This window comes from Collinsella sp. CLA-ER-H4, from assembly GCF_040092395.1.
Taxonomy (GTDB): domain Bacteria; phylum Actinomycetota; class Coriobacteriia; order Coriobacteriales; family Coriobacteriaceae; genus Collinsella.
Genome location: NZ_JBBNLQ010000004.1, coordinates 112,918 through 139,492 on the forward strand (window position 1 = coordinate 112,918; position 26,575 = coordinate 139,492).

Consider the following 26,575-nt stretch of genomic DNA (forward strand, 5'->3'; position numbering starts at 1 on the left):
ACAAAGCAACCTGAACCCAACGCACCAGCCGATTGCAGGCATATAAAAACCGCCCCCGGAGGGACGGTTCTTCGTAATTCAATGTTGTCGCTGGCCTACTCGCCATCCTCCAACTTAATGAGGATCTTGCGGTAGCCACCGTACTCGCCGTTCAGCGCCTTTGAAACGCGGCTCACCGTGGTGGACGAAGCGCCGGTACGGGCCTGAACCTCAACATAAGGCTCGCCCTCGTCCAAATAGCGCGCAACCTGCAAACGCTGAGAAAGGTCGCAAATCTCGCGCGGCGTGCAGATATCGGTCAAAAACACTTGGATATCCTTCTCGTCGTCCAAAAGGCTAAATGCGTGGACCAGCTGCTTGACATCAGGCTTGTCAAACATGTTCTCGATATTCATCGATCACCGCCAAACCCGCCAAAAGGCATCGAAGTTGATACTGACATCGGGCATCGTTCACCCGTTCTATGCAATAGGGCAACGCCTGTGGCTTTTGCCCGTAGCAGTGTAGCACACCACCAAACTAAAGCGACAAGACTCTCTGCCAGCGGCGCGTTTTTCAGGACGAACGCCGTTTAGAAACCGTATGCGCACGTAAGCTCCACGAATATTTGAGACAATGGGCGCCCAAACACCGCGGCGCGCCCGCGCAACCATCCAGGTCGCCGCCGCAAGCCGCTTCACGCGACGCCAGCAACCCCGGCGCAAGAAAGGATTCACGCCATGCGCTTTATGCTTAACTGGCTCTTCACCTCGATCGCCATCGCGATCGCCACGTTCCTCGTCCCCGGTATCCAACCCTTCGGCTTTGCCGAGACCTGGGTCTGCTTTGCCTTTGTGGGACTGTTCCTGAACATTGTCGATTCGCTCGTCAAGCCGTTCCTGACCGTCATCTCACTGCCGCTCACTATTATTACGCTTGGTGTTTTTCAGCTCGTAGTCAACAGCTTTATGCTTGAGCTCGCGAGTTACCTGTCGGTCAACCTGCTGGGCGTCGGCATCTCCATCGCCAGCTTTGGATCGGCCTTTATGGGCAGCATCCTGGTGTCCATCACGCGCAGCATCCTCGACAGCATCGCCGAGGACTAAAACGGCCATTCCGGCCGTGTCCGTCTCAACAGCCCAAAACGAAGGCCGCCCATCGCAAAAATGGGCGGCCTTCTTATTTGCCAAGTCTCAAAGGGCGAGAAAATCTACCATTTCTACCCCGTCCCCAAATGCAGGTGTGGGTTAGATGACGTAGTCGTAGCCATGGTTGGGAGCGACAAGTTGATCGAGCGTCACACCGTCGAGGTAGTCGTTGATGAGCTTGTCCAGGTTCTTCCACACGTCGAGCGTGGGGCACTCATCCGAACGCGAGCAGCCCTTGCAGTCGCCATCCAGGCAGGCGACCGGCGCCAGACTGCCCTCGGTCAGGCGCAAGATCTCGCCCACCGTGTATTGCTCGGGCGGGCGCGTGAGCACATAGCCGCCGCCCTTGCCGCGCATGCCCGAGAGCATGTTGGCGCGCACGAGCGTAGCCAAAATGTTCTCGAGATATTTCTCGGAAATCCCCTGTCGCGCCGCGATCTCTTTGAGTGGGATGCGACCGGCTGCCTGGTGCTCGGCCAGATCGACCATAACGCGCAGGGCATATCTGCCCTTAGTAGAAACCAACATGTATAGTGCTGCCTTTCGGTCATTTAGTCCGTAGAAATTCTAGCCGAAATATTGGTTTTGAAAATACCCGTTCCGGTCAAGATGGTTAATCGACTCGTAATAATCTTCTATTTCCTATTGCGTTACTAGGCTTTACTGTCTACTATGCTTGCCAACAGTAAAACGAACAACCCATAAGGTTTGTGGGTTTCGCTGCTACACACACCGTAAAACCACACGGTATCCAGTCATTTGAACACTTTGGAGGTTCACCATGAGCAATGTTTACACGTCCATCGATCAGCTTATCGGCCACACTCCGCTTCTGGAGCTCACTCACTTTGAGGCCGATGAGGACCTCAAGGCCCGCGTGCTCGTCAAGCTGGAATACTTCAACCCCGCCGGCTCCGTCAAAGACCGCGTCGCCAAGAACATGATCGACGAGGCCGAGAAGGCCGGCAAGCTCGTGCGCGGCGGCGACTACACCATCATCGAGCCCACGAGTGGCAACACCGGCGTCGGCATCGCCTCGGTGGCGGCGGCTCGCGGCTACAAGGTGATCATCACCATGCCCGAGACTATGTCCGTCGAACGCCGCAAGCTTATGCAGGCATATGGCGCACAGCTCGTGCTCACCGACGGTTCCAAGGGCATGAAGGGCGCCATCGCCAAGGCCGAGGAACTGCAGAAGGAGACGCCAAACAGCATCATCGCCGGCCAGTTTGTGAACCCCGCCAACCCCGCCATCCACAAGGCCACGACCGGCCCCGAGATCTGGGATGACACCGACGGCGAGGTCGACATCTTCGTCGCCGGCGTTGGAACCGGCGGCACCGTGACCGGCGTGGGTGAGTTCCTTAAGGAGCAGAACCCCGAAATCAAGGTCGTCGCCGTCGAGCCCGCCACTTCCCCGGTGCTCTCCAAGGGCCAAGCCGGCCCGCACAAGATCCAGGGTATCGGCGCCGGTTTTGTGCCCGACGTCCTCGACACCCAGGTCTATGACGAGATCATCCCCGTCGAGAACGACGACGCCTTTGCGACCGGCCGCGCCGTGGGCCACAAGGAGGGCGTGCTCGTGGGCATTTCGTCCGGCGCCGCCGTGTGGGCCGCGCTGCAGCTGGCCAAGCGCCCCGAGAACGAGGGCAAGACCATCGTGGCCCTGCTTGCCGACACCGGCGAGCGTTACCTGTCCACGGCACTGTTCCAGGACTAAGGGCCTGTCGCCCATAGGTTGAGCCCACGGACGAGCCGGTCTCCTCTCTCCCGGCAGTCTGAGCCCATCCAATCAGGGTGTCCCACGAGACGCCCGAACTTGCTACAATGTCTGCGGCGCGGAACCAGCCTCCCGCGCCGCTTTTCTTTTTTGGCCACATGCCACCAAGGAGAACCTCCCCATGCACAACAAGCGCGTGCTCGTCGCCATGAGCGGCGGCGTCGATTCCAGCGTGACCGCGTACCTGCTCAAAAGCCAGGGCTACGAATGCGTCGGCACCACCATGCGCCTCACCTGCCCCGCGCCCGATCCCGCCACGGGCATGAGTAAGGTCGACCGCGACATCGCCGATGCGAAGGCCGTCGCCGAGCGTCTGGGGATACCCCACCATGTGCTCGACTTGCAGCAGACCTTCGACCACAGCGTTATCGAGCGCTTTGTGAACGCCTACCAGGAGGGGCTGACGCCCAACCCGTGCATCATCTGCAACCGCCACATAAAGTTTGGCGCGTTGCTCGGTGCGGCGCTGGACATGGGCTGCGACTACATCGCAACGGGTCATTACGCCAAAACAAGCCAGACAGTAGACGGCACCTGGCAGCTGCATCGCGGCGAAGATCCCAAAAAGGACCAGAGCTACTTTTTATATTCGCTTACGCAGGAGCGCCTGGCGCACACGATCTTTCCGCTGGCAGGCCTAGACAAAGAGCGCGACGTGCGCCGCATAGCCGCCGAGCAAGGCTTTACCAACGCCCAGAAGGCCGAAAGCGAGGACATCTGCTTTATTCCAGACGGTGACTACGCGGGCTATATCGAGCGCCGCTGCGGACATCCCGCTGCACCGGGCGACATTGTGTGGCGCGACGGCAGCGTGGTCGGACGCCATAACGGCGCGTTGCGCTATACCATCGGCCAGCGCAAGGGCTTGGGCGTCGCGATGGCGCATCCCGTGTATGTGACGGGCGTCGATGCCGCCAACAACACCGTGCATCTGGGCGAGGCCGAGGACCTAACGGCCACAGCACTCACGGCCGACGACTGGATCTGGAGCGCCCCTGCCGACCGCATGGAGGCAGAACTCGATGCCGGCGGCATTCGCGTGGGCGCCAAGTACCGTTACCGTCAGAAAGACCAAGCAGCGACCCTTACGCGCGGCGAAGACGGGCAAATGCTGCTGACTTTTGACGAGCCGCAGCGAGCCATCGCCCCCGGCCAGGCCGTTGTAGTCTACCACGGCGACATCGTCCTCGGCGGCGGCACGGTGACCGGCGCACTTAAGTAGCCCCATCCCCTTCATAAATTGCGGTGAAATAGGGACTGTTTAAACGTTTAAAACCGCCAAACAGTCCCTATTTCACCGCAACTTAGAGAGGACGGCCTCGGTCGGTACTACTGTATCAGCCGAGGCCGCTGCATCGTTAGCGCTGAACGTAGGCGCGAACCAGCTCGTAGGTATTGCGCACGCCGTCGATGTGGCTGCGCTCGTAGTTGTGGCTCGCGTACACGCCGGGGCCGATCAAGCCATGGCGAATGTCATAACCGGCCGAAAGCGTGGCCTCAACGTCGGAACCGTAATGCGGGTACACATCGATGGCGTAATCGAGCTCCAGCTCGCGCGCGATATTGGACAGCGTAGTCACCAGGTCGTAGTTGTACGGACCGCCCGAATCCTTGGCGCAGATCGAAACCATGCGCTCGGTGCAGCCTAGGTCGTCGCCCACGCAACCCATGTCCACGCTGATCATCTCGCGCGTGTCGGCCGGCACAAAGGCACCACCGTGGCCGACCTCCTCGTACACGGTAAAGAGCAGTGACACCTTGCGCGGGAGCGTCACCTCGCCGTCGGCAACGGCGCGGGCTAGACCCAGCAGAATCGACGCCGATAGTTTGTCATCCAGGAAGCGGCTCTTAATGTAGCCGCTCTCCGTCACCGTGGTACGCGGATCCATAGCGATGATGTCACCCGTCTGAATACCCAGCTCGAGCACATCGTCCTTGCTGTCAACGTTCTCGTCGAGCAGGATCTCCATGTTCTTCTCGATGGCCTTGACCGGCTCATCGGCCACATGCGCCGAAGGCTCGGTATTGAGGACCACGCCCGTGTAGACATTGCCGTCGCGTGTGTAAACGGTGCAGTTCTCGCCATCGGCCGTAGACCACTGGTGCCCACCAAGCGTCGTGGGGCGCAGGCGACCATTGTCCTTAATGGAACGCACCATGGCACCCAGGGTATCGACATGGCTCGCCAGTACGAGCGGCTCACCCTCGCCACCAAGCTCAACGAGCACGTTACCCTTATTAGAACGCTCAGGCCCAAACCCCATATCGCGCAGGGTCTCCATCAGATAATCAGTCGCCGCACGAGTATAGCCCGTAGGCGAAGCGATAGAAGTCAGCGCCTTAAGCTGTCCCGCGATATAGGAGAGTGTCTCCTCTAGAGAAGCATCAATATTAGAAGCCATATGCGTCCTTCCAAGTAAAACTAAGACCGAGTCCCGATTTTAACCGTTCTGCACGGTCAATGCCCTAGGAGCCGAGCCGCCTCCCGACGTCCCCGCACCGGTTTTGTGCACGCGCACGTCTTACAATCCCAATCTTGCATAAATCCTATCGGTATCTGCATAGAAATGAGGAATCTTTTTGCTTCGTCTCAGGGTACCCCACCTTGGGCCGTGCAAAAAACGGAGTATTCAGCACCGTGGGCCCCAACGACCCCATCGCGAACGACAAAACGACGTGGTTACAGCAGTGTTGCAGGTCGTCGCAAAGCAGAAACTCAGTAACAACCCCCTCCACTCATCGATAGCCCGCCCGCAATGGCTGTCGATGAGCGCCTGCGGGCCACTCGGCCCATTCACAACGTTATGCATTTTTAAGAGCTTGCTGAATACTCCCAAAAATGCACGCGGGAAAGTGCACCACCTATCCGTAGCGGGCAGTACGCCTTGGTTTTGCCCGTCTCAGAACATTGACGCAGCACAAAAAGCCCCGCCGTGCGTAGCACGGCGGGGCCAGCGGCAAGTCAAAAGACCATACGCCTACGGGCGAAGGACCACCAAACTGGGTTAGGCAGCCGGGCAAATCTTCTTGAAGAGCTCGATGACGTCGTCGAGCGTTGCCTCGCGCGGGTTACCCGGGAAGCAGGCGTCGGCCATGGCGTCCTTGGCCAGGACCTCGATCTCGTCAGCCTTCATGGCCTCACAGACGTGCGGGATATTCACGTCGGCGGAAAGCTGCTTGACGGCGGCGATAGCGGCGTCGGCAGCCTCGTCGGTGCTCATGCCCGTGGTGTCAACGCCCATGGCGACGGCAACCTTGGCCAGACGCTCGGCGCAAACCGGCTTGTTGAACTCCATGGCGATCGGCAGCAGCATGGCGCAAGCGACGCCGTGCGGGGTGTCATAGTGAGCGGACAGGGTGTGAGCCATGGCGTGGTCGATGCCCAGGCCAACATTGGAGAAGCCCATGCCGGCGACATACTGGCCAAGGGCCATGCCCTCGCGGCCGGAGCCGGGCTGGCCGGACTTGGCCTCGGCAACGGAGTCGCGTAGGTTCTCGCTGATCAGCTTGATGGCCTCAAAGTGGAACATGTCGGAGAGCTCCCAAGCGCCCTTGGTGGTATAGCCCTCGATGGCGTGGGTCAGAGCGTCCATGCCGGTGGAGGCGGTCAGGCCGGCGGGCATGGAAGCCATCATGTCGGGGTCGACGACGGCGACCTCGGGGGCGTCGTTGGTGTCGACGCACACGAACTTGCGGACCTTCTCGGGGTCGGTGATGACGTAGTTGATGGTCACCTCGGCAGCGGTACCGGCGGTCGTCGGCACGGCGATGGTGAACACGGCGTGGTTCTTAGTGGGAGCAACGCCCTCGAGGCTGCGGACATCGGCGAACTCGGGGTTGTTGATGATGATGCCGATGGCCTTGGCGGTGTCCATGGAGGAGCCGCCACCGATGGTCACGATAGCGTCAGCCTCGGCGGCCTTGAAGGCCTCGACGCCGTCCTTGACGTTCTGAATCGTGGGGTTGGGCTTGATCTCGGAGTAGAGGCTCCAAGCGATGCCGGCGGCGTCGAGCTCGTCGGTCACCTTAGCGGTAACGCCAAACTTGACCAGATCGGGGTCGGAGCAGACGAAGATCTTCTTGTAGCCGCGACGCTGGAGCTCGCCGGGGATCTCCTTGATGGCGCCGGAACCATGATAAGAGATGGTATTGAGAACGAAACGATTAGCCATTGATACCCTCCCATCGTGTGCGGGGCATCCATTACGCCCCACGCTATGAGTCCCATCCTAACGCTTTTGAAACAAAAAACGCGTGAGAACGTCAAACTATTTAAAGCGTTTCAACAGACGATGAAAAATATTGCGGCAAAGGGACAGCCCCTTTGCCGCATTCGGTTACTTTCGGCAGCCCTCTTTCCAAGCCTCGGCCGCAACCTTCCAGCGTAAGCGCAAATCGCGCTCGCGGTCGATGAACATGATGGCAAACGCGACAAACAGCAGCAAGCTCGCCACGACGATGGCGTGCAGGCCCATGCGCTCAATACACCAGTTGCCCAACACGGCGCCAAACACAAAGGTAAAGATCACGCCAAAGTACAGCAGGCCGTTTTCCAAAAAGCCGCGCCTGTGGGTGATGATGTAATCGTCCACGTTTTGCAGCGCGTTGCGCAAGTTGCCGATGCACATGGTCGTAGCGATGCCGTGACCGTGGATCTTGCGGAAGCTCTCAACCTGCATACCGCAGGCAAACGAGGTGAGGCAGTTGGCGAGCAGGTTGAAATTGCCGCCGGGGATAAAGCTCACGCCCAGCAAGATAACGGCTTCAAAGAACACCGTCACTTGGCGCCAGTGAATCACGCTGCCAAACCGCTCGTGTACCAGATCGGCAAGCATAATGCCCACGGCAAACGACACCACGGGGAAGAAATAGCGTCCCGCAAGTGCCCAGTTGCCCTCCGAGATGCTCACGCCCACGAGCAGGATGTTGCCTGTCTGCGCGTTGGCGAAAACATGATCGCGCCCAATGTACGAATAGACGTCCATAAAGCCACCGGCGAGCGCCAAGATAATGCCCAGCTCGATGGACTCCGATATCTGTTTGGCACGCTGCATCGTCGTGCATCCTCCTTGTTGACGACTCTCTCGTGCGTTGGCGGAAACATAGCCGCCGTTCATACTGTAACCCATTGACAACATGGCGTGCGCGCGAGACGGGTTCTCCAACGCGCAGATACACAGTCTGGAAACAAACAGCGGGCGCGGCGCCGACACCCGACGCCTCGTGTACTCCACCAGTCTTTTTAGCGCCGTCCCAAAAAGACTGGTTACAATTACGTGCAGTATACAGACACCGGGAGGGATCGTGGCAAAAAAGCCTCAGCACGCTCAGAACAACCAGCGCAGTCAACAGGGCAAACAGGGCCAGCAGCAAAAGCGTGGCGGTAAGGCGCAGGCCACGGTCGCCCGCACCAAGCATTCCCAAGCGACGCCCGCCCGCCCCTGGCGACCGGGCCGCGATAAGTTCCTCCCCGTCAGCCGCGCCGACATGGATGCGCGCGGCTGGGACCAGTGCGACTTTGTCTACATCTGCGGCGACGCCTACGTGGACCATCCCAGCTTTGGTATGGCCATCGTCAGCCGCGTACTCGACGCACACGGCTACAAGGTGGGCATCATCTGCCAGCCCGATTGGACCGACCCCGCCAGCATCACCGTGCTCGGCGAGCCGCGCCTGGGCTTTCTCGTCAGCGCCGGCAATATGGACTCCATGGTCAACCACTATTCGGTGACCAAGCACCGCCGCCACACCGACGCCTACACTCCCGGTGGCGAGGAGGGGCACCGTCCCAACCGAGCTGTCACGGTCTACGGCAACCTCATCCGCCAGACGTTCAAGGACGCCCCCATCATCATCGGCGGCATCGAGGCGAGCCTGCGCCGCCTGGCCCACTACGACTACTGGCAGGACAAGCTCAAGCGCTCGGTACTGCTCGACTCGGGCGCCGACATCCTCATCTACGGCATGGGCGAGCACGCGATCGTCGAGATCGCCGACGCGCTCGACGCGGGACTGCCCGTCGATCAGATCACCTATATCAACGGCACCGTCTACCGCACCAGCTCGCTCGACGAGGTCTACGACTACGACCTGCTGCCCAGCTGGGACGACCTTGCCGCCGACAAGCTCAACTACGCGCGCAGCTTTAACGTGCAGCAGCAGAATATGGACCCCATCACCGGACATCGCCTGGTAGAGCCCTACCCCAACAGCGTCTATGTGGTGCAAAACCCACCGTCGGCGACGCTCACCACCGACGAGATGGACGAGGTGGCCGAACTCCCCTACGCACGCGATTGGCATCCCGACTACGACGCGACAGGCGGCGTGCCGGCCTTTGCCGAGATCAAGTTTTCCATTAGCTCCAACCGCGGGTGCTTTGGCGAGTGCTCGTTTTGCGCCCTCACCTTCCACCAGGGCCGTGTGCTGCAGATGCGCAGCCACGATTCGATCATGCGCGAGGCCGAGTTGCTCACGCGCGACCCCGAGTTTAAGGGCTACATCAACGACGTGGGCGGGCCGACGGCCAACTTTAGCCGCCCTGCCTGCGACAAGCAGCTCAAGCACGGCGTATGCAAGAACAAGCGCTGCCTGTGGCCGAGCGTATGCAAGAACATGGTGGTCGACGAGAGCGGCTACACGCAGTTGCTGCGCGACCTGCGCCAGCTACCGGGCGTCAAGAAGGTCTTCGTCCGCAGCGGCATCCGTTTTGACTACACCATGGCCGATGCCTCGGACGAGTTTTTGCGCGAGCTGCTGGAGCATCACGTCTCGGGCCAGCTGCGCGTAGCGCCCGAGCACGTGAGCGACGCCGTGCTGTCTGTGATGGGCAAGCCGAGCCGCGCCGTCTACGACGCATTCTGCCGTAAATTTGAACGCTTGAACCGCGAATACGGACTCAAGCAGTACGTGGTGCCGTATCTGATCTCGAGCCACCCCGGTTCAACCATGAAGGAAGCTGTGGACCTTGCCGAGGCCGTGAGAGACATGGGCTACATGCCCGAGCAGGTGCAGGACTTCTACCCCACGCCGTCCACCATGTCGACGTGCATGTACTACACCGGCGTGGATCCGCGCACCATGGAGCCGATCTATGTGGCGCGCGACCCGCACGAGAAGGCCATGCAGCGCGCGCTCATCCAGTATCGCAAGCCCGAGAACTACAAGCTGGTGCGCGAGGCGCTGGAAAAGGCCGGCCGCCGCGATTTGATCGGCTACACCAAGCATTGCCTGATTCGTCCCGTGCCCCCGCGTCCGGGCGAGACGTCTGCTGGCGGTGGCCATGGCACCGGCAAGAAGGGCGGCAAGGCCCACGGTGGCGCCGCCGGCAAGGGACCCAAAGGCAGCAAGGGGCACAGCGGCATGTCGCGCGCGCAGAACACTGCCGGTCGCAATCGCGCGGCACAGGGGCGTCAGGGCGCCAACGGAGGCGGCAGACGCAACTAGCGCGGCGAGGCGGCATGCCGCCGTTGGCGACACGACACGCCCCACCAATAAAATGCCGCTCGCTGGGGCGTCGCAGAACGATTCCCCGGCGAGCGGCCGATTAATATTGTCTATCTCAAAACGTCGTTACTTTTTGTCGAAACGACCATAGAGCGCAAACGAGAGCGCCGCAGAGATAACCCAAGTCAAAGCGATGCAGACGACAATCATGATCAGGTTCATGGGATTGCCGCTTGGATCGGCATAAACGGGCAACGAGGTAATGCCAGGCATAACAAAGCCGAAGCACTTAGCGCCCAGAACAACGGTGAGCGCGCCGCCAATGCCATCCGCGATCATCGCAGCGATAAGCGGAGTCCTGTTAGGAACCTGAACGGTGAACAAGGCAGGCTCGGAAATTCCCATAAATGCCGAGAAGGCGCACGTCATCGCAGCGGACTTGAGCTTTTCATCGGTCATGCGCAGGGCCGTACCAAAAGACGCACCGCTTTCGGCGAGGTTATGGCAGAAAGAGATCGGGAGCAGATAGTCATACCCAAGCGTTGCGATATTGGAAATCTGGATAGGGCTCGTTGACTGATGCATGCCGAAGAGCACGATAAGCGGCATAAAGAAGCCCAGCAGAAAACCGGCAACGGGGCCTAACGTCGAGAATAGCCAAACGATACCGTTGGCAAGACCAAGACCGCACCAGGCACCAATCGGAGCGAGCACAAACAGGTTGACGGGAATCACGATAGCAAGGGAGAGCGCCGGAACGACAACGAGCTTAAAAAGATCCGGCACGACTTTGTCGATTGCACGATATACAAAAGACAAGCCAATGACGCCAAAGATAACCGGGAACACGGAATCGGCATAGCTAAAAATCGGCACCGCAAAACCGAACAGCGCAAGGGGCGTCTCGCCCGTACCGACAGCGTTGACAATGGTCGGGTACATCAGCGATCCGGCAACACAAAGCGCAAGCGAACGGTTGACCCGGAACTTATCAGCTGTAGACATTGCCAGCAAAAACGGCAAGAAGTAGAACGGGATATCCGAAATCATATTGAATATCGCAAAGTCGCCGGCACCCGTGTCGATTCCAAAAGCCGCGATAGCAGCCAGGATGCCCTTTACGATGCCTCCCGCCACCAGTGCGGGAATGATAGCGGAAAAGATGCCGGTGATGATATCGAATACGCGAGCCGAACCTTTTTGGAGCTCAGGCTGCTCGGCGTCGGCGGAGACCTCGCCACCCATCCTGTCACCTAGCATGGGCTCCAATTCGTCATATACCGACCCCACGCTGGCGCCGATGATAACTTGCCACTGTCCGTCTTTAACCTGCGCGCCCAAGGCGCCGTCAAGCGTCTTAAGGGCCTCCAGGTCTGCCTTGCTATCGTCCTTCAGGTTGAATCTGAGCCTTGTAATGCAGTGCGTTGCCATAACAACGTTATCGGCGCCGCCCACGAGCTCGAGGACACGAGCGGCCAGTTCCTTCTTGTCTGCCACGACAATCACTCCTACCCAAGATCCTCGCCATTAGTGGCGATACATTTCTGATACCAATAGAAAGAGTCTTTACGCGAGCGCTCCGCAGTGCCGTTGCCGCAATTATCCAGATCGACATAGATAAGCCCGTAGCGCTTGTCCATCGTAAGAGGACCGCAGGCAACAAGGTCAATGAATCCCCAGATCATGTATCCGCGCACGTCAACGCCATCGATCACTGCTTCCTTAAGGCACTTTATGTGCTGGCGCAAATAATCGATTCGATACTCGTCGTGGATGCTGCCATCCTCCTCGACTACATCAGATGTACCGAGGCCGTTCTCGGCGATATACAGGGGCAGCCCATAGCGGTCATACATCTGGTTAAGGGTAACCCTCAGACCAATGGGATCGAGCTGCCAGCCCCACTCACTCGTCTCGAGATAAGGGTTCTTGTTTGCCATGACCAGATTACCCGCAGTCTTCTCCCATCCCTGATCGCAGGTGGATACCTGGGAAAAGTAGTACGAGAAGGCCAGGAAGTCGACCGTGTTGCGAGCGATGAGCTCTTCATCGCCCGGTTCCATTTGAATCTCGATATCGCACGCATCGAAATAGCGATTCATATAAGCGGGGTATTTTCCACGAGCCATCACGTCCGTATAGAACCAGTTGGAATACTGGTCGTCGTGAATAGCCTGCATGTTATCTTCGGGACGGCAGGTGGCGGGATACGTACAGAATCGAGCGATCATGCCGCCAACGGGAGTATCGGGCGAAAGACGATGGACAATCTCGACGGCACGCGCATTGGCAACGAACTCGTGGTGCAGGCACTGGAAGATGGCTCGATCGGAGTTCTCCCCCTCTTCGTCTTTGACCAGACAGACCCCGTCCCAAGGCGAAAAACGTGCTGCATTGAACTCGTTAAAAGGCAGCCAGAAATCGACCAGATCGCCCAATTCCGTAACGATTGTCTCGACATAGCGGGCAAAGAAATCAATCGTCTTGCGATTCTTCCATCCCCCATATGTGGTGACAAGATTTACCGGGATGTCATAGTGGAGCATGGTGACGAAGGTCTTAATGCCGTGCTTTTTGCACTCACCCAGCATGCTTCGATACCACTCGATGCCTTCGCGGTTAGGTTCAAGATCATCTCCGTTAGGATAGATTCGGCTCCAGCAAATAGAAGTGCGGAACAGCTTGAGGCCCATCTCCGCAAAAAGCGCGATGTCCTCACGGTAGTGATGATAGAAGTCGTTACCGCGCCTAAACGGGTAGAACTCAACACCATCATCTGCGAGAGCGTTCATTAGTTCGTCATGGCAGAAGGGGTTGTTTTGATGCTTGTCCTCAATCTGGTCATGAGTCCAGGTACCATCCAGCCATCGACAATCCTGCGTCGACTTTCCCTTTCCGCCCTCATTCCAGGCGCCATCGGCCTGCGAGCACGATATGGCTCCGCCCCATAAAAAGTCGGAGTCAAACCCATGTTTTAACTTACTCATTTGCCCTCCTTGATCGGATGCTCCAGCGGATAACCCAATACTAGGAAGAACAAGATGCATAAGATATCGCATAGAAAGCGTTGGTTTATAACATTTTTTTAGATATAATACCGTTTAAGGCATCGATTCTACCGTTCACCCCTGGAGCACCCCATGGATTCGAATCTCAAACAGCTGCTCTATACGCATACCGAGACCGAAGAGTGGCATCGCACACATCCGGGAGAGCTCAGCCCGCGATATAACAGGGTGGAAACCACAACCATTAACGGCGAAGAGGTCTATCTGTTTGATTGGAAAGAAACTCTCGACGAAAACCCCGTGGGCCTTATCAAGGAGTCGCGCTTTACCGATATTCCTCCTCATATCAATCGGGATATGGAGCTTAACTACGTGTACGACGGCGTCTGCACGTTTATCGTCAACGGACGGCGACTACTCCTTAAAAAGGGCGACGTGCTCATTTGCAACACCGGCGTAGTCAGAAGCGTTCCATACGTTAAGGGCGAACATGATATCGTCATTTCGATCGTCTTCAAAAAAGAAATGTTCGATTCGTTGTTCCTGAGCCAGCTACCCGGCGCGTCACCATTAACGAATCTTCTATTTGATTTTGTGTCCAAAAACCGCGAGGCCCGAAAATATCTCATTCTTCCAGAGGAATACGCCCGACATGCGCGACGCCTCATCGAGATGCTCTTTATCGAATATCACTTTAAAGATGCCTATTCCAATGAACTCATGAGGCACCTCGCCGTCAGCCTATTCCTTGTTCTCATTCGAGGACTGTACCGACGCTCCGCAACTGATAACCAGGCGATCATGTCGGACGAACGCATCGTGTCGATTCTGAATCATATTGAGCGAAGCTACGGCGACTGCACACTCGAAAGCATTGCGAGCGATACGGGTTATAGCACCAGCTATCTCAGCAGCTTGATCAAGCAAAAAACCGGCAAAACGTTTTCGCAAATCAAGCTCAACCAGCAGCTCACAGAGGCGGCATATCTTCTCAATAACACCGAGCGCAGCGTGCAGTATGTAGCCCGAAAAGTCGGCATCTCCAACATGTCATTCTTTTACTCAAAATTCAAAGAAGCATTCGGCGAAACGCCAGGTGTGTTCAGGACGCATCGGTCTAATTAAAGGCGTTATTACTCAGACCGATCAGCTTCGCGCGACACGGGAATGCACAATCGAAGCAGCGAGCGCATCGCCTCTACCAACACAAAGCCGGCGATGGCAACCGTGACCGCCACATCGAGCGGTGTGCTCACAAACCACAGCAGCCCCATGAGATACGACCCGGCATTAAACGCAAAGTGCAGCAGAATCGTGTAGCGAAGCTTTCCGGTGGTCACGAGTACCCAACCAAAAATGAGGGCGGCGGCGCCCGCGTAGCAGCCCTGCACCCAGTTCATGTGCATAAAGCCGAAGACCGCCGCCTGCAGCATGATTGCCGCGGCGACGCCCCAGGTACTCGGGGCCGCCCAGGGCACTATAGCGCCGTCTTGCGCGTTCGCGCGGCGCCGGCGCTTCCAAAGTGGGCGGCACTGCGGATTAAACGCTCGGAGCGAAAACTCGAAAATAATGCCGCGCACCAGCAGCTCTTCACAAAATGGGGCGCCGAGTACCGTAGTCAGAACGTCGAGATAGCTCGTGTCGCCCATGCCTGTTTCCTCGACAAGCTCGCTGTAGTCGGCCGCAGCCTCGGGCAGCAGCGACAGCACGGCGTCGGTCACGTAGCCAACGACCACCTGCAGGGCCAGGCCAATCACGATAACGCAGGCGATGCGTTTCCACGCCCCACGCGCTCCCCCGCCGAGCGGGTGCTCGCTTTGCCGGCGTGCCATAAACGAACGCGGCCACAGATAACGCCACCACAGCAGCGCCATCAAAAACGATGCCGTCTGCGCGACGGCCTGAAGCAATTGAATGTCGAGGTCATAGGGCGAAAAACCCATGAACACCGATGCGACGCCAAGGGCGGAGAACAAAACGACGCTCAGGGCAATATCGGCAGCGACGACGCCAAAACAGGCAAGTGCCCAAATCATCGCGTTGAGCATGCCAACCTCCTCAAAACCCGGCACTTAGGGATGTTCCTTAACTGCCGGCAGAAAAAGAACGTCCCCAAGTGCCGGCAGTTTGAAACAGTCATTGTTGATGAGAATCGGGCGCAGTGCCAAAGGCCCCGCTGGGCGAAATGTCGAACGGAAAGGTGCCGCAGCGATTGAAGGCGGCGATGAACATGCGGATGGCGTTGGACGGCGTGGTGCCTACGAGTTGGGTTGCCGCCGCGAAGGCCGCCTTTTCCTCGGGCAAGACCTTCGCGACAACCGGGGTCATGTGTTCTGCCATGGCGCTTCCTTTTTGAAACGACGGTGGTGCGGATAGATGCGGGCCACGCGGCTGGGCGACGGGCTGTGAAGGCAACCCGATTGGCCCGAATCTGGAGTTTGTTTCTACTGCGTTGGTATTACTTGGTAATCCTAAGTATTACCCCGCAGATAGAATACCATACCCAACCCTATGGGGACGGAGAAAAAACGGATCATTTTGTTGCTGAGTAAGTATTTAGAGCGTGATGATGTCCGAGATATTGAGGGCCTGAGCGTCGACGACATCGTGCGTAGCAAGCAACAGCATGCGGCCGTCGAGCAAGTCGAGCACAACCTCGGCGCATGCGTCGCGCGCAGCGGTATCTAGGCCGGTAAAGGGCTCGTCCAGAATCACTGCGCCGCCCGGACACAGCAGGGCTCGGGCAATCTCGACGCGACGGCGCTGCCCGCCCGAGAGCTCGGCCACACGAGCATGCACATCGACCCCCGGCACCAGCAGGCACAACAGGGCCGCGGCACTCGAGGCGTCCACGCGCGCGTCGGCGCACACCAGCACGTTATCCAAAGCCGAGGCGCCCTCTACCAGGCGCACATCCTGAAACACCATCGAGCACGGCGCGCACTCCCCCGCCGCCAGCGCAAGCAGCGTCGACTTGCCCACGCCCGAGGTGCCCATCACGCAGGCGCGCCCACCGGCGGGCACACGAAGCACCAGTCCGTCGAGCGCCGGAGCCCAGGGAGCGCAATCGCCCACGGCGAGCACAAGCTCCGCAGCAGCCCTGCCGCCAGCAGAGCCGCCTGCACGTCCGCGAGGACAACGCCCATGCGCCCGCACAGCAGCACGCCATGCTGCGGGCCCCGAAGCCCGCAGCAGCCACACCAGCACGCACTCGCATGCCCACGATGCCGCCACGACCAACACGGTCCACGCCAGCAGGTCAGCCGTCTCAATCAAAAGCTTTGCCTGATATATGCGCTCGCCCACGGTGCCCGTCGCCATGCCGATCAGCTCCGCCGCCACGCCGGCCTTCCAGCTCATGCCAATCACGGCGCGGGCGCACGAAAGCACAAACGGCAGGACTTCGCGCCAGGTGTGGGCACAAAACAGTCGCCATCCCCGCACGCCATGCAGGCGAAACATCTGCTCCAGCGGCTTATCCACTTGTGCCAAGCCCTCGACCAGCGAGAAATATACGCCCGGCAGCGCCATCAAAAAGACCGCCGCGATGCTCACGCGCGCCGATCCCAGCCAAATGAGCAGCAGGACCACCACGCAGGCAACCGGCGTCGCCTTAACAAACGAAAGTGCCGGAGCCACCAGGCGCGCAAACGCCCGCAACCGTGACGAAATCCCGGCAAGCACGCCACCACACACCGCGGCAAGCGCCAGCCCGCCCAGTATCCGCGCGCCCGAGCCCACCAAAATCGCCCAGGTACCGCCATCGCACACCAGGCGCAGCAGCGCCAAGGCAACAGCACCCGGCCCCGGCAAGATCAGTGGCTGCGCCACCAGCGCCGCCGCGAAGACCCACACGGCAAGCCAAAAGGCGGCGACGGCACCTGCTGCCGCCACCGCCTTCATACGCTCTGTCATTTGTCGAGCAAACGCACGCACGGGCTACTCCATGTAGTAGAAATCGTCAGCCGGAAGTTTACCACCCACGGCGCTCGCGTCCGCGTCGGACAGCACCTGCAGATACCCACCGAGCGCGGCCTTCATATCCTTCCCTGTCTGGCAGACAAGCATGCACCCGGGAATCGCCTTTTCGGCAATCGTGGCGTTATCCACGATGCCCGCATCGACCACGGCCTGCGCCCAGTCCGCCGGCGCCGCGTTCACGGCCTCAACGCTCGCAACATGGCAGCGCAAGAATTCCGCCACGGCCTCGGGATGCTCCTCGGCAAAGGCACGGCGCACCACGGTCACGCCCGTCAGCAGGCGCGAACCCGTGTCACCCGCTAGCTCATCCCACACATCGGTCAGGCTCACCGGCGCCGACAGCTTGCCTTCGCTCTTGGCGATGGCAGCGGTCTTGAACGGCTCCGGCAGCACGCCCACGGCGGACGGGTCGACAAGCAACGCCGACAGCACCTCGGTGGGCTCGCTCTTAAACTCAAGCGCCACCTGGCCGGTCAGGCCCGCGCGCTCCAACAGGTAGTTCATGACGTACTCCGGCGTGGTGCCCTTGCCCGTCATGTAGACGGTATGGCCCGCCAGATCGCCAAACGAAGTAACGTCCGCGTTACCCGTCACCACGTTCAGCACGCCCAGCGTGTTGATATCGATGACCTGCACCGCACCCTCGGTCTTGTTGTAGAGTACGCTCGCCACGTTGGCGGGCACCAGGGCGATATCGATATCGCCCTGAATGACCTTGGGCACAATCTCGTCGGCGGCAGTGTTGATCGCAAAGTCGAACTCATTGTCCGTGGCACCGTCGGCCGCCTGGTCCATAAACTGCACCAGCCCAATCGACGTCGGACCCTTGAGCGAGGCGACGTGCACCTCAACCGGCTCGGCAGCGGCACCGGCGCCGTCCGTGGCAACCGAGCCCGCGGCGGACCCGGCACCGGCAGCCCCGCCGCCACAGCCCGCGAGCGCAAGTGACAGGGCGCCCGCGGCGAGCGCCGAGGCAAACCCCCGGCGCGACATCTCAACATTAAACGCGCGCATCGCTAGCACGTCCCCTCGTTAGGCATCGTCCATGCGTGATGGTCGGTATGCAGCAATTCCTCGGCCAGCGGCGAGAGCGGCGCACCCAAGAACTCGCTATAGCACGCCTGAACATCGGGATTCTCGTGCGAGAAGCGAATCTCGGCGTTCGCATCGAGGCCCCAGAGCACCTGACCGCGCTCGGCTGCCAGCTCGCAGCCGTCGTGAATGGGCTGACCGCCGCCACCGGCGCAGCCGCCCGGGCACGCCATGACCTCAACGAAGTCATAGCTCACACGGCCGTCGCGAATCGCGTCGAGCAGACGTTCAGCGTTGCCCAGCCCGTGTGCCACGGCGACGCGCACCTTAGTGCCATCGATATCGGCGACGGCTTCCTTCCAGCCGTCCAGGCCGCGCACGTCGGTAAAGAAATCGGCATCCGGGTTCTTACCCGTCACCAGGTAATATGCCGAGCGCACGGCAGCCTCCATCACGCCGCCCGTGGCGCCAAAAATCACGCCCGCGCCCGTGCCAAAGCCCAGCGGCGTATCGAGCGGCTCCTCGACCAGCGTGTCAACGCTCACGTGGCTCGCGCGGATCATACGCACCATCTCGCGCACCGTCAGCGCAACGTCCACGTCGGGCGCGCCGCCCTCGCCCATCATGCTCGGCAGCGCACACTCGGCCTTCTTGGCCGTGCACGGCATAACGGACACCACGAACAGACGCTCGGGCTCCACGCCCAGCATCTTGGCGTAGTAGGTCTTGGCGATAGCGCCGAACATCTGCTGCGGCGACTTTGACGTGGACAGGCTGTCGACAAACTCGGGGTAACGTGCCTTCACAAAGCGCACCCAGCCCGGGCAGCAGCTCGTAAACATGGGCCAGCCGCGGCTGTCGCCCTCACCCTTAGCGGCGGCGCCCAGGCGCTCGAGCAGCTCGGAGCCCTCCTCCATAATGGTGAGGTCGGCCGAGAAATCGGTATCGAACACGTACTCAAAGCCCACGCGGCGCAGCGCGCAAGCCAGACGCTCGACGGTTGCCTCCTCGCGCGGAATGCCAAGCTCCTCGCCCCAAGCACTACGCACGGCCGGCGCGATCTGCACCAGCACGATCTTGTCGGGATTAGCGAGCGCGTCAAACACGGTCTCGGTGTCGTCGCGCTCGCGCAGCGCGCCCGTCGGGCAATGCGTGATGCACTGGCCGCACGCGACGCAATCGGTCTTGCCGATCGGCACGCGCCCGCGGGTGCCCACGGCGGTATGCGTGGCGCGGTTGGTCAGGTCCCAAATCCCTAGGCCCTGTACGCTCTCGCACACCTTGATGCAGCGCATGCATTTAATGCACTTGTCGTTTTCGCGGATGATGGGGAAATCGAAATCCCAGCCCTCGCCCGCCAAATGCCTTTGAAACGGCAGATAGAAAATGCCCAGGTCGTTGGCAATGGTCTGCAGGTTGCAGTTACCGCTGCGCACACAGCTCGTGCAGCGTGAATCGTGCTGCGAAAGCAGCAGCTGCACGTTGGTGCGGCGCGCCTCGCGGGCCTTGGGGCTGTTGGTGTGGACCACCATGCCATCGAGCACGTAGTTGTTGCAGGCGGCAACCAGCTGGTCGCAGCCCTCAACCTCGACCACGCACACGCGGCAGCCGCCGATCTCGTTCAGATCGCGCAGGTAGCACAGGGTGGGAATCTGGATGCCGACGGACTTGGCCGCATCCAGGATCGTGGTGTGCTCGGGTACCACGACCTCGCAATTATCGATAGTGAGCTTGACCATGTTGTGCGCTCCGTTTTCGCTGTTGTCGCCGACGGTGGTTTTGTTGAGCTCTACCATTCCAGGTTCCTCCCTCCGCGGAACGCGCCAAAGCCAAAGTGGTCGCAGCGCAGGCAGCGGCTCGCCTCCTGGCGCGCCTCCTCCTCGGTGAGACCCTGCTCGACCAGATTCCAATCGTGAATGCGCTCGCCGGCCTCGCGCTCGCCCAGCTCGCAGCGGCCGCACTCGTGCTTGCCCTTAAACTGCACGGTCGGCAGCTCCACGTCGAGCTTGATCTTGTGGTCAAAGCCCAGGTAGCGGTCGATGTTTGCCGAAGCCACGCGGCCGGCGTTGATGGCACGGATGACGGTGGCGGGACCGGTCTGGCAGTCGCCGCCGCTAAAGAGGCCATCGAAGTTGGGCACGGCGCCGTCCGAATCGGTAACGACGCGACCCCACTTGCAGGCGATGCCCATGTCCTCAAACGGCTTGGAATCGATGTCCTGGCCAATGGCCACAAACACGCGCTCGCAGGGAATGACGCGCTCGGGCGTGGCTGCGGCACGCGGGGCCGGACGCCCACGGCGAGGCTCGCCGATAATCTGCGGTTGCACGCGCAGGCCGCTCACGCGACCATCTTCGCCCGTCTCGATGGCGAGCGGCGCCGTGAGCTCCAGAACCTCGCAACCCTCGGCCTGGGCGCCGGCGATTTCGGCGTCCTGGGCCGTCATATCGCAGATGCGACGGCGGTAGACGATGCTTACCTTTTCGGCACCGCAGCGCACGGCGGAGCGTGCCACGTCCATGGCAACGTTGCCGCCGCCGATGACGCACACGCGCTGGCCGCTCAGGTCGGGCAGCTCGTCATCGCCGATGGCGCGCAGCATCTTGACGGCCGATTCCACGCCGGGCGCCTCTTCACCCGGAAGGCCGAGCTTCTTGTCACTGTGGGCACCGATGGCCAGGTAGACGGCATCGAACTCGTCGCGCAGACGGGCGAGCTCCTCGCCGCTCACGGAGTGGTCGAGCTCCACGTCGATGCCGGCGCTCAAGATCCAGTCGATCTCGGCCTGCAGGCGCTCGCGCGGCAGACGATAGCTGGGGATGCCGTAGCGCAGCATGCCGCCCAAGTGGTGGCGCTGCTCAAAAATGGTCACCTTGTGGCCCATCACGGCCAGGTAGTAGGCACAGGAAAGGCCGGCCGGGCCGCCGCCGATCACGGCGACGCGCTTACCGGTGTTGTCCACTACATGTGGCTTGTGGTCGTTGAGGTCGCTATGCTCAACGGCAAAACGCTTGAGGGCGAGGATGTTCATGGGGTCGTCGACCATGCCACGGCGGCAATGCATCTCGCAGGGATGCTCGCACACCAGACCACAGACGAGCGGTAGCGGGTTGTTCTTGCGGATGACCTTGACGGCGTCGGCATAACGGCCTGCCTCGACGAGCGAGATGTAACCAGGAATGTCGACGTGCGCCGGGCAGCCCGAGACACACGGGACGCGAGCCTCGCGGTCAAAGCCGCAGGAGTGCTCGCGGATGTGGTGCTCAAAATCGTCGCGGAAGCCGCGAATGGCCGTGAGTGCCATGGCGCCAGCCTCGTAGCCGATGGCGCAGTCGCTCGAAAGGTAGATGGTGCGGGCCGTGCGCTCAATCAAGTTGAGCGTGGACTCGTCGGCGCGGCCCTCGAGCACATCGGCGAGCAGGTCGCTCAGCGCGCTCAGGCCCACGCGGCAGGGCGTGCACTTGCCGCAGCTCTGGGTGGAGCACAGGTTGACGAGCGCCGCCGTAAACTCGACGGGACACGGGGCGAGTGAACTCACCGCCAGACGACGTCCGAGTGCATCGTGCAGGTCGTCCATGACGGCCTGAGCGTGGCTGCGTTCCATTACGTGCAGTCGAGCCATAAGATCCCCTCTCACATGGCAGCCCGGAGGCGAGGCCGGGCGAAATTGCTACACGCACAACACTGACCTAAAAAGTTGTTAGGTCTCCACGCAGTTCGGCAGGCGGTATGAAATGTCACCATCAGCGGTGAAAATGAACATTATCGCAGATAAATGCCATATTTGATAAAACGCGTTACCAAACGACAATGCCCCGCCCACGCAATCACGTGGGCGGGGCATTGCTTCAGGCATGCGGCCAGCGACCCTGTTGCTTTTACTTAAGCTCGGGCCAGTAACCCTTGTTGGCCTCGATCATGTCGTCGAGAACCTCCTTGGCGACCTTCATCGACGGCACGGTCTTGTTGAGCGTAAAGGCCTTAAGCGCCTTCTCGTACGAACCCTCGATCGTAGCCTCGACAATGAGCTTCTCGGAGTTCAGCTGCTGCATCATGAGGCCCTGCTGGAACAGCGGAATGTTGTCGCGGCTGATGACCTCGGGGCCGTTCTTGCCAATGTAGGCAGGCAGCTCGACCATAGCGTCGTAGGGCATGTTGGGGATGGCGCCCTTGTTCTCGCAAATGACCAGGAAGCGCTGCTTGGTGTCGTTCTTCAGAGCGATAGCCAGATCGGCAATCCAGTCGCCGTGGCTGCCCGCATAGAACGTGCTCTCGTCGATCTCGCCCGTCTTCTCGTAATGGTCGATACCATCAAAGAGGTTCTTCTCACGCGTCTCCTCAACCTCGTTAGCACGGGTGCGCTCGGGGTTGGAGTGCTCGACGAACTCCTTCTGCTGCAGGTAGTAGTTCAGATACGTGTTGGGCAGGTACTCCGGGAAGCACTCCATGATCTCGTACTCGCCCTTCCAGACGTAGTACCAGCTGCCCTTGGTGTGGCGGTTCTGCTCGGGGTGCTCGTCGACGGCCTCCTCGGGCTTCTTTGCCATGAGCGAGCCCATGCCCTTGAGGTAAGAGTCGGGCAGCAGAATCTCATGCTCCTTGATGTACTCGCGCAGCTGCGGGAGCACCTCCTCGCCCTTGTGGCGGATCGAGGTGAACCAACCAAAGTGGTTGAGGCCAAAGTAATCGTACTCGACATCCTTCTTGTCGATATCGAGCGCGGCGCAAACCACGTCGATGATCGCGATCGGCATGTCGCAGATGTTGATGATACGAGCGTTGGGACGCAGCACGCGGCAGCCCTCGGAGACGATGGCGGCAGGGTTGGAGTAGTTGAGAATCCAGTAGTCCTTCTTGGCGTACTTCTCAACGTCATCGATCAGCTCGACCATGGGGAAGATGGTGCGCATGCCGTAGGCAAGGCCGCCGCAACCGCAAGTCTCCTGACCCACGCAGCCGTGACGCAGCGGAATCTTCTCGTCCTGCTCGCGCATGGCGTAGCCGCCCACGCGCATCTGGGCAAACACGAAGCTCGCGTCGGTAAAAGCCGTCTTTTTGTCGGTGGTCACCGTGAGCTTGATGTCCAGGCCGAGGTCCTCGTGCAAAATCCAGTCCACGAGCACGCCGATCTTGCGCTGGCGCTCCTCGTTGATGTCGTACAGACGAATCTCGTCAACGTCGAGCTCGTCCTTGCGCAGGGCGATGGACTTGACGATGCCGGGGGTAAAGGTGGATCCGCCACCACACAGAGTAATGATCATTGTTTACTGCTCCTTCTCAATTGCGTTTTCGACCTTGTCGCGCATCTCGGCGACCTTCATGCCAAAGATGATCTGGATATTATTGCCGTTGCGGTTGATGCCGCTGTTGGGCACGTGGTTGATGAGGTCCTCATTGATGAGGTCCGGGTTCTTAACGTTCACGCGGAGACGCGTAAAGCAGTTCTCGAGCTCCTCGATGTTGTCCTTGCCACCAAGACCTGCGACCAGGTCGGCAATACCTGCATCGACGCCCTCTGCGGGAGCCGCGGCAACAGCGCCCTGCTTCACCGCGACAGACGCGGCGGCCTCGCCCTCGGCAACGGACTCGGCAAGCTCGGACTCTTCCTCGCGACCAGGCGTGTGGAGGTTGAGCTTCTTGATAAGGAAGGTGAAGAGGAAGAAGTACAGAGCGGCGTTGACGACTCCAAGCACCAGCATAACCGGCCAGTTGGTCTTATCGACACCGAGGACCAGGTTGGAAACCACGATGTTGATGATGCCGCCTGCAGTCGAAGCGGGCACGGAGAGGACCTTGAGCAGGACCAGGAAGATGCCGGAAAGAACCGAGTGAACGACAAAGAGCACGGGAGCGGCAAAGACAAAGAGGAAGTCCATGGGCTCGGTCACGCAGGAGAGCACGGCGGTGATGATCAGCGGGATAATAACGGCCTTGGTCTTATCCTTGTTCCCCTTGTAAGCGGTGACGATAAAGGCGAGACCGATACCGATGTAGGGCCACAGGTTGTTGAAGGTGTAGCTGTTGAAATACGTACTATCGGAGAAGGGCTGACCCGTCATTGCCATCTCGGCAACACGGATGGGATAGGCGCCGGCAATAACCTGATCACCCAGCGTCAGGGTGCCACCCACATCGGAGAACTGGAACGGGGTGTAGATGAGGTGGTGCAGACCGGTGGGAACGAGCAGCTTGTTGAGCATGCCGTAGATAAACAGACCGATGTTGCCCGACTCCTTAATGATGCCGGCAACGGAGGAGATGGCACCCTGAACCGGAGGCCAAACGATGCAGAAGCCAGCGCCCATGATCCAGGAAATGATGATCATAATCAGGAACGGGAAGCGGACGCCCGAGAACATCGAAAGGGCAATGGGGAACTGCTTGTTCGAGTACTTGTTGAACACGGCACCGGTGATGCAACCAAGGATGATGCCGCCGAACACGCCGGTATCGAGCACCTGAATGCCCATAACGGTGGCCTGGCCGGTTCCGGTAAGACCGAGCATGCCGCTCGCATCGGCAAGAGAGCCGGTGGCGTTGAGCACGATGTTGTTAGCCTGCAGGAACAGGAAGAACGACATCAGGGCAATCAGCGAAGCATGGCCCTTGTTCTTCTTTGCCATGGCGCCGGCGATGCCCACGCAGAACAGAATCGAGAGGTTGTTGATGATAAACATCAGCGACTGATAGACAACGGCGCCCACAAGCTGGAACGGACCGGAGCCCAGTACGGGGACCAAAGCGCAGATGGTCTTGTTGGTCAGAATGATGCCCACGATGAGCAGGATGCCGGCAACCGAGAGATACATCATCGGCTGAACGATCGACTTCGCGAACACCTCCAACGGCGCTTTGAAATTGAACTTCTTTTTTGCGGTCATAGCGGTACTCCCCTTCCTTTTCCGCAAATTAAGACAGATGTGCCCTAGACAAGACCGTGAGCCTTGCCTTATATCAATCGATGTGTGGGCACGTTATGCCTAGAGACCAGGTTCTCCAAGCAGGTTAACAATGTGATATGCGAGATAACTCTTTTCGGCATCGGTAACGACAACGTTATAGATAGACGACAAGTGAGCGGCTATGGCGTCCGCGCACGAGAATGCACACGGATACGCCGTTTCATCGATTCGGAACAGCGCGTCTCCGTTGATTTGCCCGGCCGTAGGATCGAGCGCTCGCTGTGCGAAAAACTGCAGGTGACGAACGAAACGTTCGTAAGGCAGCGAGGTGTCATCGAGGGTCGTAGCATAGCGCTTGGAAACAATCGCGAGCACGTCGCGAACAAGCTGGACCGAAACAATCAAACGATCGGAGCGTTGCGGCATGGTGGCGTTGACGATATGCAGCGTAATGAAACCCTGCTCTTCTTCGCTCATCTGAATGCCCATATACTCCTTGATAATCTGCAGCGCACGGCCCGCAAGTGCATACTCCTTGCGATAGAACTGCTGGATCTCGAGCAGCAACGGATTCTCACAGGAGACGCCCTTGCGCTCGCGCTCCAAAGCAAGGCTGATATGGTCTGCGAGAGCAATGAGAATCTTGTCGTTGATATCAACATTGAGCTCTCGACGGAGCATCTGAACAATGTCCTCGGCAATCACGAGGTTGACGGTGGGGATGGACTCCAAAAGATGTGCCAAGCGGTCAATCGTACGCGAATCCTGAGAAGTTCCCTCCTGTAACGCGTAGGTCTTTTCGATCGACGCCTCGTCGATGGCATCGCCGGCATGACGGCCAAAGCAGAGGCCTCGACCGATGACGATGAGCTCGGAGCCATCGTCCGAAGTGACCATTGCGACGTTGTTGTTAAAAACTCGCTTGATAACCACGGTACCCACCACAAGAATTTACTCGGAAAGCCAGACGACAGGCTCTTTAACAGCAACAGGGCCGGAAGCATGCTCACGAAGAGTCGAGTTCTCCGAGCGCTCGCACACGATAACGAAGACCGTGGGGTCGAAGCCGGCGGCGCGGACCGCGTCGAAATCGACCTCGACGAGGGGCTGGCCCGCGTCGACATGGTCACCCTGGGCAACAAGCGCATGGAAGCCCTTGCCCTCAAGCTTAATGTTAGCGTCAATCTATTTTTCACCAGTTTCGCTAAGCAGGCGCGCCGTTCGCGCAAAGGCGGTTTCACCGGTTGCGCTAACGTATTTTCACCGATTCCGGTCACGGCTTGACGGGGCCGTCCCTCG

General features: G+C 59.6%; 22 protein-coding genes. 5 read left to right on the forward strand and 17 right to left on the reverse strand.

From position 1 onward, the window contains the following. Positions 1-95: 95 nt before the first annotated feature. The gene (locus AAAX34_RS04720) at positions 96-395 is read right to left on the reverse strand and encodes a YerC/YecD family TrpR-related protein (RefSeq protein ID WP_349110218.1); all 300 of its coding nucleotides are present in this window, start codon (positions 393-395) and stop codon (positions 96-98) included. A gap of 324 nt (positions 396-719) precedes the next feature. Between AAAX34_RS04720 and AAAX34_RS04725 the strand changes: the two genes are divergently transcribed. Then, entirely contained in the window at positions 720-1,085 is a 366-nt protein-coding gene (locus AAAX34_RS04725; protein WP_117769519.1) for a phage holin family protein, read from the forward strand. 141 nt (positions 1,086-1,226) lie between these two features. On the opposite strand, the gene AAAX34_RS04730 is transcribed toward AAAX34_RS04725, so the two are convergent. After that, positions 1,227-1,655: an Rrf2 family transcriptional regulator gene (locus tag AAAX34_RS04730; protein WP_022094857.1), complete on the reverse strand. Its 429-nt coding sequence runs from the start codon at positions 1,653-1,655 to the stop codon at positions 1,227-1,229. 253 nt (positions 1,656-1,908) lie between these two features. Here AAAX34_RS04730 and cysK point away from each other — a divergent pair, with 253 nt between their 5' ends. Further along, the gene (gene cysK / locus AAAX34_RS04735; protein WP_055310201.1) at positions 1,909-2,847 is read left to right on the forward strand and encodes a cysteine synthase A; all 939 of its coding nucleotides are present in this window, start codon (positions 1,909-1,911) and stop codon (positions 2,845-2,847) included. 58 nt (positions 2,848-2,905) lie between these two features. Continuing rightward, positions 2,906-4,129, forward strand: a complete 1,224-nt coding sequence (mnmA, locus tag AAAX34_RS04740; RefSeq protein ID WP_349110236.1) for a tRNA 2-thiouridine(34) synthase MnmA — start codon at positions 2,906-2,908, stop codon at positions 4,127-4,129. Between the two features lie 136 nt (positions 4,130-4,265). Here mnmA and AAAX34_RS04745 read toward each other — a convergent pair whose 3' ends face one another. From AAAX34_RS04745 to AAAX34_RS04755, 3 genes are all read right to left on the reverse strand, one after another. Beyond that, on the reverse strand, positions 4,266-5,309 hold the full coding sequence (locus AAAX34_RS04745) for a M42 family metallopeptidase (protein ID WP_349110220.1): 1,044 nt from the start codon (positions 5,307-5,309) through the stop codon (positions 4,266-4,268). A gap of 603 nt (positions 5,310-5,912) precedes the next feature. After that, positions 5,913-7,079: a lactaldehyde reductase gene (gene fucO / locus AAAX34_RS04750; protein WP_022094861.1), complete on the reverse strand. Its 1,167-nt coding sequence runs from the start codon at positions 7,077-7,079 to the stop codon at positions 5,913-5,915. Between the two features lie 165 nt (positions 7,080-7,244). Beyond that, positions 7,245-7,961, reverse strand: a complete 717-nt coding sequence (locus AAAX34_RS04755; RefSeq protein WP_055310199.1) for a YoaK family protein — start codon at positions 7,959-7,961, stop codon at positions 7,245-7,247. A gap of 250 nt (positions 7,962-8,211) precedes the next feature. On the opposite strand from AAAX34_RS04755, the gene AAAX34_RS04760 reads away from it, so the two are divergent. After that, entirely contained in the window at positions 8,212-10,353 is a 2,142-nt protein-coding gene (locus AAAX34_RS04760) for a YgiQ family radical SAM protein (RefSeq protein ID WP_349110221.1), read from the forward strand. A gap of 126 nt (positions 10,354-10,479) precedes the next feature. Here the strand turns inward: AAAX34_RS04760 and AAAX34_RS04765 are convergent, their stop codons facing one another. Next, on the reverse strand, positions 10,480-11,850 hold the full coding sequence (locus tag AAAX34_RS04765) for a PTS transporter subunit EIIC (RefSeq protein ID WP_349110222.1): 1,371 nt from the start codon (positions 11,848-11,850) through the stop codon (positions 10,480-10,482). Positions 11,851-11,861: 11 nt separating this feature from the next. Further along, positions 11,862-13,340: a family 1 glycosylhydrolase gene (locus AAAX34_RS04770; RefSeq protein ID WP_349110223.1), complete on the reverse strand. Its 1,479-nt coding sequence runs from the start codon at positions 13,338-13,340 to the stop codon at positions 11,862-11,864. Between the two features lie 153 nt (positions 13,341-13,493). Here AAAX34_RS04770 and AAAX34_RS04775 point away from each other — a divergent pair, with 153 nt between their 5' ends. Continuing rightward, on the forward strand, positions 13,494-14,486 hold the full coding sequence (locus AAAX34_RS04775; protein WP_271736605.1) for an AraC family transcriptional regulator: 993 nt from the start codon (positions 13,494-13,496) through the stop codon (positions 14,484-14,486). Between the two features lie 8 nt (positions 14,487-14,494). Here AAAX34_RS04775 and AAAX34_RS04780 read toward each other — a convergent pair whose 3' ends face one another. The 10 genes from AAAX34_RS04780 to AAAX34_RS04825 all read right to left on the reverse strand — a co-directional run bounded on the left by AAAX34_RS04780 (position 14,495) and on the right by AAAX34_RS04825 (position 26,461). Beyond that, positions 14,495-15,409: a CPBP family intramembrane glutamic endopeptidase gene (locus AAAX34_RS04780; RefSeq protein ID WP_349110225.1), complete on the reverse strand. Its 915-nt coding sequence runs from the start codon at positions 15,407-15,409 to the stop codon at positions 14,495-14,497. Positions 15,410-15,497: 88 nt separating this feature from the next. Then, positions 15,498-15,701, reverse strand: coding sequence for a hypothetical protein (locus AAAX34_RS04785; protein WP_117647680.1), 204 nt, complete (start codon positions 15,699-15,701; stop codon positions 15,498-15,500). Between the two features lie 216 nt (positions 15,702-15,917). Next, positions 15,918-17,276 (reverse strand): ATP-binding cassette domain-containing protein, encoded by a 1,359-nt coding sequence (locus tag AAAX34_RS04790; RefSeq protein ID WP_349110227.1) that lies wholly within the window; start codon positions 17,274-17,276, stop codon positions 15,918-15,920. A 24-nt stretch (positions 17,277-17,300) separates the two neighbouring features. Further along, a complete protein-coding gene (locus AAAX34_RS04795; protein WP_349110229.1) occupies positions 17,301-18,356 on the reverse strand; it encodes an ABC transporter substrate-binding protein in 1,056 nt (351 codons plus the stop codon). A gap of 2 nt (positions 18,357-18,358) precedes the next feature. Then, positions 18,359-20,113 carry a [FeFe] hydrogenase, group A gene (locus AAAX34_RS04800; RefSeq protein ID WP_349110237.1) on the reverse strand — a complete coding sequence of 585 codons (1,755 nt, stop codon included), beginning with the start codon at positions 20,111-20,113 and terminating at the stop codon, positions 18,359-18,361. A gap of 50 nt (positions 20,114-20,163) precedes the next feature. Beyond that, on the reverse strand, positions 20,164-21,996 hold the full coding sequence (locus AAAX34_RS04805) for an NAD(P)-binding protein (protein WP_148332053.1): 1,833 nt from the start codon (positions 21,994-21,996) through the stop codon (positions 20,164-20,166). A gap of 256 nt (positions 21,997-22,252) precedes the next feature. Beyond that, complete coding sequence (locus tag AAAX34_RS04810) at positions 22,253-23,635, reverse strand: 6-phospho-alpha-glucosidase (protein WP_117769499.1); 1,383 nt, start codon at positions 23,633-23,635, stop codon at positions 22,253-22,255. Between the two features lie 3 nt (positions 23,636-23,638). Next, the gene (locus AAAX34_RS04815) at positions 23,639-25,255 is read right to left on the reverse strand and encodes a PTS transporter subunit EIIC (RefSeq protein WP_117769497.1); all 1,617 of its coding nucleotides are present in this window, start codon (positions 25,253-25,255) and stop codon (positions 23,639-23,641) included. Positions 25,256-25,354: 99 nt separating this feature from the next. Further along, positions 25,355-26,221 (reverse strand): PRD domain-containing protein, encoded by an 867-nt coding sequence (locus AAAX34_RS04820; RefSeq protein WP_349110232.1) that lies wholly within the window; start codon positions 26,219-26,221, stop codon positions 25,355-25,357. A 6-nt stretch (positions 26,222-26,227) separates the two neighbouring features. Beyond that, positions 26,228-26,461, reverse strand: coding sequence for a PTS glucose transporter subunit IIA (locus AAAX34_RS04825; protein WP_349110239.1), 234 nt, complete (start codon positions 26,459-26,461; stop codon positions 26,228-26,230). Positions 26,462-26,575: the final 114 nt, after the last annotated feature.